Below are 7,232 nucleotides of genomic sequence, written 5' to 3'. Positions count from 1 at the left end.
GGGCGAAGGCGGCGCCGGCCCGGCTGCGGGCCCTGGACGGGCTGCGGCTGGTGGCCGCGCTGATGGTGGCGGCGTACCACTACGGCGGACGCGGCGGCGACGTCACCGAGGCGTGGGGCGGCTCGGCCGCGCGGCAGTTCCCCACGCTGCACACCTTCTTCTCCTACGGCTGCCTGGGCGTGCAGATCTTCTTCGTGATCAGCGGGTTCGTGATCTGCATGAGCGGCTGGGGCCGGTCCCTGAAGTCGTTCACCGCCTCGCGCGCCTCCCGGCTGCTGCCCGCCTACTGGGCGGCGGTGATCCTCGTGACGGCGGTGTTCGCGCTGCCGGTGGTCGTCTACGACGCGGTGTCGCCGAGCGACGCGCTGGTGAACCTGACGATGCTTCAGCAGCCGCTGGGCGCCGACCGGGTGCTGGGCGTGTGCTGGACGCTGTGGGTGGAGATCCGCTTCTACGCGCTGTTCGCGCTGTGCGTCGTCCTGCCCGGCGCGAACCGCCGGCGCGTCCTGGTGTTCTGCGCCGGCTGGCTGCTGGCCGCGGCGCTCGCGCAGGCCGCGCACGAGCCGCTGCTCGAACTGGTGCTGATGCCGGAGTACGCCCCGTTCTTCGTGGGCGGCGTGGGCCTGTACCTCGTCCACCGCGACCGGCGGGACGCGCACGCGTGGGCCCTGGTGGCCGCCGGGTTCCTGATCGGCCAGCACTACGCGGTGCGCGACCTGTGGAACGCCACCGACCCGAACGCCTTCGCGCACCGGACGACCTTCGGCATCGTGCTGGTCGTCGCCTTCGGCTTCGTCGCCGTCGCGGCGGTCGCGCTGGGCCTGCTGAACCGGGCCAACTGGCGCTGGCTGACGGTGGCCGGCGCGCTGACGTACCCGTTCTACCTGGTCCACGAGCACCTGGGCTGGGTCGCGATCCGGTTCCTGCACCGCGGGCTCGGCGTGCCGTCGGCGGCGACCTTCGCGCTGACGGTGGCCGGGATGCTCGGGCTGGCCTGGCTGCTGTACCGGTTCGTCGAGAGACCGCTGACACCACGGCTGCGCATGGCGTTCACCCGGTCACATTGAGCGATTCGTGCGATATTCCGCCCGCCGGGCCGCGCGCGCCCACTGCCTTTCCCCTGCCGAGGAGGCATCCTCCCTTCATGGCGACCGCGCAAGCTACGCACACGTATCCCGCTGAGCTGAACGACGTCCCCGGCTGGTTCTGGCCGCTCGACCAGGTGCTGTTCTCCTGGTTCCTGGAACGGCAGGAGGCCGCGGGGACCCGCGGCGACCTGCTCGAACTGGGCGCCTACCTGGGCAAGAGCGCGATCCTGCTGGGCCACCACCTCCAGGACGGCGAGAAGCTCACCGTCTGCGACCTGTTCGAGGCGGACGCCCCGGACGAGGCGAACCGGGCCGAGTCGGCGAAGTCGTACGCCACGCTCACCCGGCAGGCCTTCGAACGGAACTACCTCTCCTTCCACGACGCCCTGCCGGTGATCATCCAGGCCCCGAGCTCCGCGGTCACCGGGGAGGTCGCGCCCGGCACCTGCCGCTTCGCCCACATCGACGCCTCGCACCTGTACGAGCACGTCCACGGGGACATCGGCGCGGTCCGCGACCTGCTGCTGCCCGAGGGCGTCGTCGTCCTCGACGACTACCGCACCGAGCACACCCCGGGCGTGGCCGTCGCCGCCTGGGAGGCCGTGCTCAACCGGGGGTTGCGCCCGGTGTGCCTGAGCACCCAGAAGCTGTACGCCACCTGGGGCGACCCCGAGCCCCTCCAGGAGGAGCTGCTGGCCGCGCTGCGCGGGCGCGACGACTGCTCGGTGACGGTGGAGTGGGCGGCCGGGCACCGGCTGGTCCGGTTCCGCGCCAAGGGCAAGGCGATGCGGCTGCCGTCGCTCCCGGTCTCCCGGCACCGGGCGACCGCTCCGGACGCCGCGGGCCGGCAGCCGGGGGCCGCGTCGCTGCCGGGCCAGACGAAGGCGGCGCGGCAGACAGACCGCGCGGCGGGGCGGGCGTCCGCGCCGTCCCCCCGCGACCGGGCGCGCCGCCTCGCCCTGGACCTGCTGCCGCCGGTGGTCACCCGCGCCGTACGCCGCCGGCTGGCGGCCCGGCGCAGGGCCGGGGCCGGGGCCGGGTCTCAGCCGAGGCCGTAACGCGTCGCGATTCCGTCGATCACCAGGGCCAGCCCTTCCTCGAAGTGCCGGTCGTAGTCCGCGAAGATCTCCGCGCCCGCCGCGGCCGACAGGGGGAAGTCGGCCATCCGGCGGGCGCGTTCGTCCATGTCGTAGCCCTCGCGCCGCTGGTCGGGCAGCGGGGCGACGCCCTGTTCCTCGGTGACGAAGCCGAGCGTGTAGACGTACGTCGTCGAGGTCGCCCGCACCGCCTGGGGCAGGGTGAAGCCGGCGGCGGTGAACAGGCGCAGGCTGTCCTCCATCTGCTCGGCGTGCTCCAGGCCGGTGAAGCGCGAGCCGCTGAAGACCTTGGCGCCGTCGCGGTAGCGCAGCAGCGACGTGCGCAGGCCCCGGTTGGACTTGAGCAGCCGTTCGCGCCAGGTGTCGTCCGGATCGAGCGAGCCCTCGGCGATCATCCGGCGGTACATCTCGGTCGCCATCTCGTCGAGCAGGGCCTGCTTGTCCTTGAAGTGCCAGTAGAGGGCGGGCGCCTTGACGTCCAGTTCCCGGGCGATGGTGCGCAGGGTCAGGCCGTCGAGGCCGACCTCGTTCAGCAGCTTCAGCGCCGTGTCCGCGACCCGTCGGCGGTCGAGGGGCGCGCGTCGTTCCGTTCCCACGCGCACAGCTTGACACCTTAACGCTGTTAAGGGGATGCTCGGGGTGAGCAGTCACTTAACGGCGTTAAGGAGGAGCGGCATGGACACGGACGTTCTGATCGTCGGCGCGGGCCCCACCGGGCTCGCGCTCGGCATCGACCTGGCCCGGCGCGGGGTGGACGCGCTGGTGGTGGAGCGGGCGGCGACGCTGTTCCCCGGCTCGCGCGGCAAGGGCATCCAGCCCCGCACCATGGAGGTCTTCGACGACCTCGGCGTCCTCGGCGCGATCCACGCGGCCGGCGGCGGCTACCCGGTCGGCATGGTCTGGCAGGACGGGCAGCGGCTCGGCGAGCACGCCATGTTCGAGCCGGCCGAGCCGAGCGAGGACGCGCCGTACAACGCGCCGTGGATGGTGCCGCAGTGGCGGACCCAGGAGATCCTGGCGGCCCGCCTGGCGGAGCTGGGCGGCACGGTGGCCTTCGGCCGGGAGGTCACCGGCCTCGCGCAGGACGCGGACGGCGTGACCGCGCGCTTCGCCGCCGGGGAGCCCGTCCGCGCCCGGTACCTCGTCGCGGCCGACGGCGGCCGGTCGGCCGTACGGCGCGCGCTCGGCATCGGCATGACCGGCGAGACGGTCGACCCCAACCCGGTGCTGGTGGCGGACGTCCGGATCAGCGGCCTGGACCGCGACAACTGGCACGTCTTCCCGCCGCGCGGGGACACCGGCTTCCTCGCCGTGTGCCCGCTGGCCGGCACCGAGGACTTCCAGGTCACCGCGCAGTTCCCGGCGGGCACCGACGTGGACGTCACGGCGGACGGCGTGCGCAAGGTCGTCGCCGCACGCTCCCACCTGGCCGCCGAGGACGTCACCGAGGTCCGCTGGGCCTCCGACTTCCGGCCCCGGGCCGCGCTGGCCGACCGCTTCCGCGCGGGCCGCGTCCTGCTCGCCGGGGACGCCGCGCACGTGCACTCGCCGGCCGGCGGGCAGGGCCTGAACACCAGCGTGCAGGACGCCTACAACCTGGGCTGGAAGCTGGGCGCGGTGCTGGCGGGCGAGGCGCCGGACGGGCTCCTGGACAGCTACGAGGAGGAGCGGCGCCCGGTCGCCGCCGGGGTGCTCGGCCTGTCGACCGGCGTCCACCGCGGCGAGGTGCGGCGGGGGGACGCGACCCGGCAACTGGGGATCGGCTACCGGGAGTCGTCCCTGACGTCGGAGACGCGCACCGTCCCGGACGGCACCCTGCGGGCCGGCGACCGCGCCCCCGACGGCACGGTGGACGGCATCCGCCTCTTCGACGCGTTCCGCGGCCCGCACTGGACGCTGCTGGCCCTGAACACCGACGCCCCGCCGCTGCCGGAGTCGGTCCCCGTTGTCCGGGGCCCGGAACACGGCACGTACGGAACGGGCCTGTTCCTGATCCGCCCGGACGGCTACATCGGCTGGGCAGGCGAAAACCCGACGGGCCTCGCGGACTACCTGCCCCGCTTCGGCCTGACCTGACGGAACTGGCCGGACGGGCCCTGCCGAGCGGGATCGGCCTGGCGACTCCGGCCTGTCGGAACTGGTCTGGCGGCTCCGGCCGGACGGCCCCGCCTGGCGGCTACGTCGGCCGGACCGGCCAAGACGCGACCGACCCCGACGACCACGTGCCCCACTCCGGCCTGACCTTACGGGACCAACTAACGGGACCGGTCCGACCGGGCGAGCCAGGCCGGGCGCGGGGTGGGCCGGCGCGGTCGTCCCACCTGCCCAGCGGCAGCGTTACGCGCTGGCCACCGAGAGCTTCACCGCGAAGCCCAGGAACAGGGCGCCCGCCGCCGAGGTGGCGCCCGCCGACAGGCGCTTGCGGCGGCGGAAGGCCGCGGCCAGCTTGGTGCCGCTGAAGATCAGCGCGCTGAGGTACAGGAAGCTGAAGAACTGGGCGAAGGCGCCGAGGACGACGAAGGACAGGGCGGGGTAGGCGTAGCCCGGGTCGACGAACTGCACGAAGAAGGCGACGAAGAACAGGATCGCCTTCGGGTTGAAGAGGCTGACGACCAGCGCCCGCCGGAAGGGCCGTTCGTCCCCGGCCACCGGCGCGGCGGCGTCCGGCGCCTGCTGCTCCCGCCGCGTCCGCCACATCCCCCACGCGGCCCGCATCATGCCGATCGCGAGCCACGTCAGATAGCCGGCGCCGGCGTACTTCACGATCCCGAACAGCACGGCGTTGGCCTGGAGCAGCGAGGCCACTCCGGCGGCCGACAGCGTCATCAGCACCGTGTCCCCGCACCAGACCCCGGCGGCGGCCGTGTACCCGGCGCGCACGCCCCGGCGGGCGGCCACGGAGAGGACGTAGAGGGAGTTGGGACCGGGCAGCAGGACGATGAGGACGAGGCCTGCCAGGTAGGTGGGGAGGTCTATGACGCCGAACATGCAGGGAGTGTCGCACGCGGGTACGACACTCCGCGCCGGTGTTTCAGCCGTCGGTACGGACGCGCACGCAGCGCGTCCGACGGGTGATCAGATACGCCCTCAGAAGGCGTCCGAGGGCACGTACGTCCCCCACACCGCGCGCAGCGCGTCGCACACCTCGCCCACCGTGGCCCGGGCCCGCAGCGCGTCCTTCATCGGGTAGAGGACGTTGTCCTCGCCCTCGGCGGCCTTCTTCAGGGCGGCCAGCGCCGTGTCCACCGCCTGCTGGTCGCGCTCGGCGCGCAGCCGGGCGAGGCGGGCGGCCTGCTGGGCCTCGATGGCCGGGTCGACGCGCAGGGGCTCGTAGGGCTCCTCCTCGTCGAGCTGGTAGCGGTTGACGCCGACGACGACCCGCTCGCCGGAGTCGGTCTCCTGGGCGATGCGGTAGGCGCTGCGCTCGATCTCGCTCTTCTGGAAGCCGCGCTCGATGGCGTCGACGGCGCCGCCGAGGTCCTCGACCCGCCGCATCAGGTCGAGCGCGGCCGCCTCGACGTCGTCCGTCATCCTCTCGACCACGTAGGACCCGGCGAAGGGGTCGACGGTCGCCGTCACGTCGGTCTCGTAGGCGAGGACCTGCTGGGTGCGCAGGGCGAGGCGGGCCGACTTGTCGGTGGGCAGCGCGATGGCCTCGTCGAAGGAGTTGGTGTGCAGCGACTGGGTGCCGCCGAGGACGGCCGCGAGGCCCTGCACGGCGACGCGGACCAGGTTGACCTCGGGCTGCTGGGCCGTCAGCTGGACGCCGGCCGTCTGGGTGTGGAAGCGCAGCATCAGCGACTTGGGGTTCTGCGCGCCGAACTCCTCCTTCATCACCCGCGCCCAGATCCGGCGGGCCGCGCGGAACTTGGCGACCTCCTCCAGGATCGTCGTGCGGGCCACGAAGAAGAAGGAGAGGCGGGGCGCGAAGTCGTCCACGTCCATGCCGGCCGCGACGGCCGTGCGCACGTACTCGATGCCGTCCGCGAGGGTGAAGGCGATCTCCTGCGCGGGCGAGGCGCCGGCCTCGGCCATGTGGTAGCCGGAGATCGAGATGGTGTTCCACTTCGGGATCTCGGCCCGGCAGTACTTGAAGATGTCCGCGATCAGCCGCAGCGACGGCTTGGGCGGGAAGATGTACGTCCCGCGCGCGATGTACTCCTTCAGCACGTCGTTCTGGATCGTGCCGGTGAGCCGGTCGGCGCTCACGCCCTGCTCCTCGGCGACGAGTTGGTAGAGCAGGAGCAGCAGCGCGGCGGGGGCGTTGATCGTCATGGACGTGGAGACCTGGTCCAGCGGGATCCCGCCGAACAGCACCCGCATGTCGTCGATCGAGTCGATGGCGACACCGACCTTGCCGACCTCGCCCGAGGCGATCGGGGCGTCGGAGTCGTGGCCCATCTGGGTGGGCAGGTCGAAGGCGACGGACAGGCCCATGGTGCCGTTGGCGATGAGCTGCTTGTAGCGGGCGTTGGACTCCGTCGCCGTACCGAAGCCGGCGTACTGGCGCATCGTCCACGGGCGGCCGGTGTACATCGACGGGTACACGCCGCGGGTGAAGGGGTACTGCCCCGGTTCGCCCAGCTTCTCGGCCGGGTCCCAGTCCGCCTGGGTGTCGGGCCCGTAGACCGGTTCGATGGGCAGTCCACTCTCGGTGGATCGGACACTGCCCGACTCGCGCGTCATGGTGCGTCGCCTCCCGCTGAGCATGTGTTCGAGCTGCTCGGACCACTCGTCGGTCACTCGCCGGTACCGACCGGTTCTCGGACGGACTGTATCGGCGGGCGCGCGCCTCGGTGGAGGGGCACACGCTGGGACCTTCCTCACAGCCTCGTGAAGAGTCCCGGTCCCGGTCACCACGATGCCGCGCCGTTCGCGCCGCGTCATCCGCGGGAAGCATCTCTGGGGGACATCCGTGCGGAACCGTGAGACGGCGGGGACAGTGATGCGTATGAGGGGCATGAGGAGTGCGCGGTACAGGTCGGGCGCGGTCGCCTGCGCGCTGGGCGCGGTGCTGGCGGCGGGCGGCTGCACGGTGACGGGTCCC

General features: G+C 72.8%; 6 protein-coding genes. 3 read left to right on the top strand and 3 right to left on the bottom strand.

Features of this window, described 5'->3' with window-relative positions:
- Window positions 1-1,067 (top strand): acyltransferase family protein (locus GTW67_RS16320; RefSeq protein ID WP_161165546.1); only part of this gene is annotated, 1,067 nt, incomplete at its 5' end.
- Window positions 1,068-1,144: 77 nt separating this feature from the next.
- Window positions 1,145-2,146, top strand: coding sequence for a class I SAM-dependent methyltransferase (locus GTW67_RS16315; protein WP_161165545.1), 1,002 nt, complete (start codon window positions 1,145-1,147; stop codon window positions 2,144-2,146).
- Here GTW67_RS16315 and GTW67_RS16310 read toward each other — a convergent pair.
- The gene (locus GTW67_RS16310) at window positions 2,131-2,781 is read right to left on the bottom strand and encodes a TetR/AcrR family transcriptional regulator C-terminal domain-containing protein (protein WP_161165544.1); all 651 of its coding nucleotides are present in this window, start codon (window positions 2,779-2,781) and stop codon (window positions 2,131-2,133) included. The genes GTW67_RS16315 and GTW67_RS16310 overlap by 16 nt on opposite strands.
- A gap of 79 nt (window positions 2,782-2,860) precedes the next feature.
- On the opposite strand from GTW67_RS16310, the gene GTW67_RS16305 reads away from it, so the two are divergent.
- A complete protein-coding gene (locus GTW67_RS16305) occupies window positions 2,861-4,261 on the top strand; it encodes an FAD-dependent oxidoreductase (protein ID WP_161165543.1) in 1,401 nt (466 codons plus the stop codon).
- Between the two features lie 261 nt (window positions 4,262-4,522).
- Here GTW67_RS16305 and leuE read toward each other — a convergent pair whose 3' ends face one another.
- Together leuE and GTW67_RS16295 are read right to left on the bottom strand one after the other, a co-directional pair.
- Window positions 4,523-5,173, bottom strand: a complete 651-nt coding sequence (gene leuE, locus GTW67_RS16300; RefSeq protein ID WP_161165542.1) for a leucine efflux protein LeuE — start codon at window positions 5,171-5,173, stop codon at window positions 4,523-4,525.
- A 99-nt stretch (window positions 5,174-5,272) separates the two neighbouring features.
- Window positions 5,273-6,871: an acyl-CoA mutase large subunit family protein gene (locus GTW67_RS16295; RefSeq protein WP_161165541.1), complete on the bottom strand. Its 1,599-nt coding sequence runs from the start codon at window positions 6,869-6,871 to the stop codon at window positions 5,273-5,275.
- Window positions 6,872-7,232: the final 361 nt, after the last annotated feature.

The sequence above is a fragment of the Streptomyces sp. SID5910 genome (assembly GCF_009862125.1).
Lineage (GTDB): Bacteria > Actinomycetota > Actinomycetes > Streptomycetales > Streptomycetaceae > Streptomyces.
This window is presented reverse-complemented; position numbering and strand designations above follow the sequence as displayed.

Coding starts and splice junctions, on each gene's coding strand:
- GTW67_RS16315 (WP_161165545.1), top strand. CDS start 1,145: ATGGCGACCGCGCAAGCTACGCACACGTATCCCGCTGAGCTGAACGAC.
- GTW67_RS16305 (WP_161165543.1), top strand. CDS start 2,861: ATGGACACGGACGTTCTGATCGTCGGCGCGGGCCCCACCGGGCTCGCG.
- leuE (WP_161165542.1), bottom strand. CDS start 5,173: ATGTTCGGCGTCATAGACCTCCCCACCTACCTGGCAGGCCTCGTCCTC.
- GTW67_RS16295 (WP_161165541.1), bottom strand. CDS start 6,871: ATGACGCGCGAGTCGGGCAGTGTCCGATCCACCGAGAGTGGACTGCCC.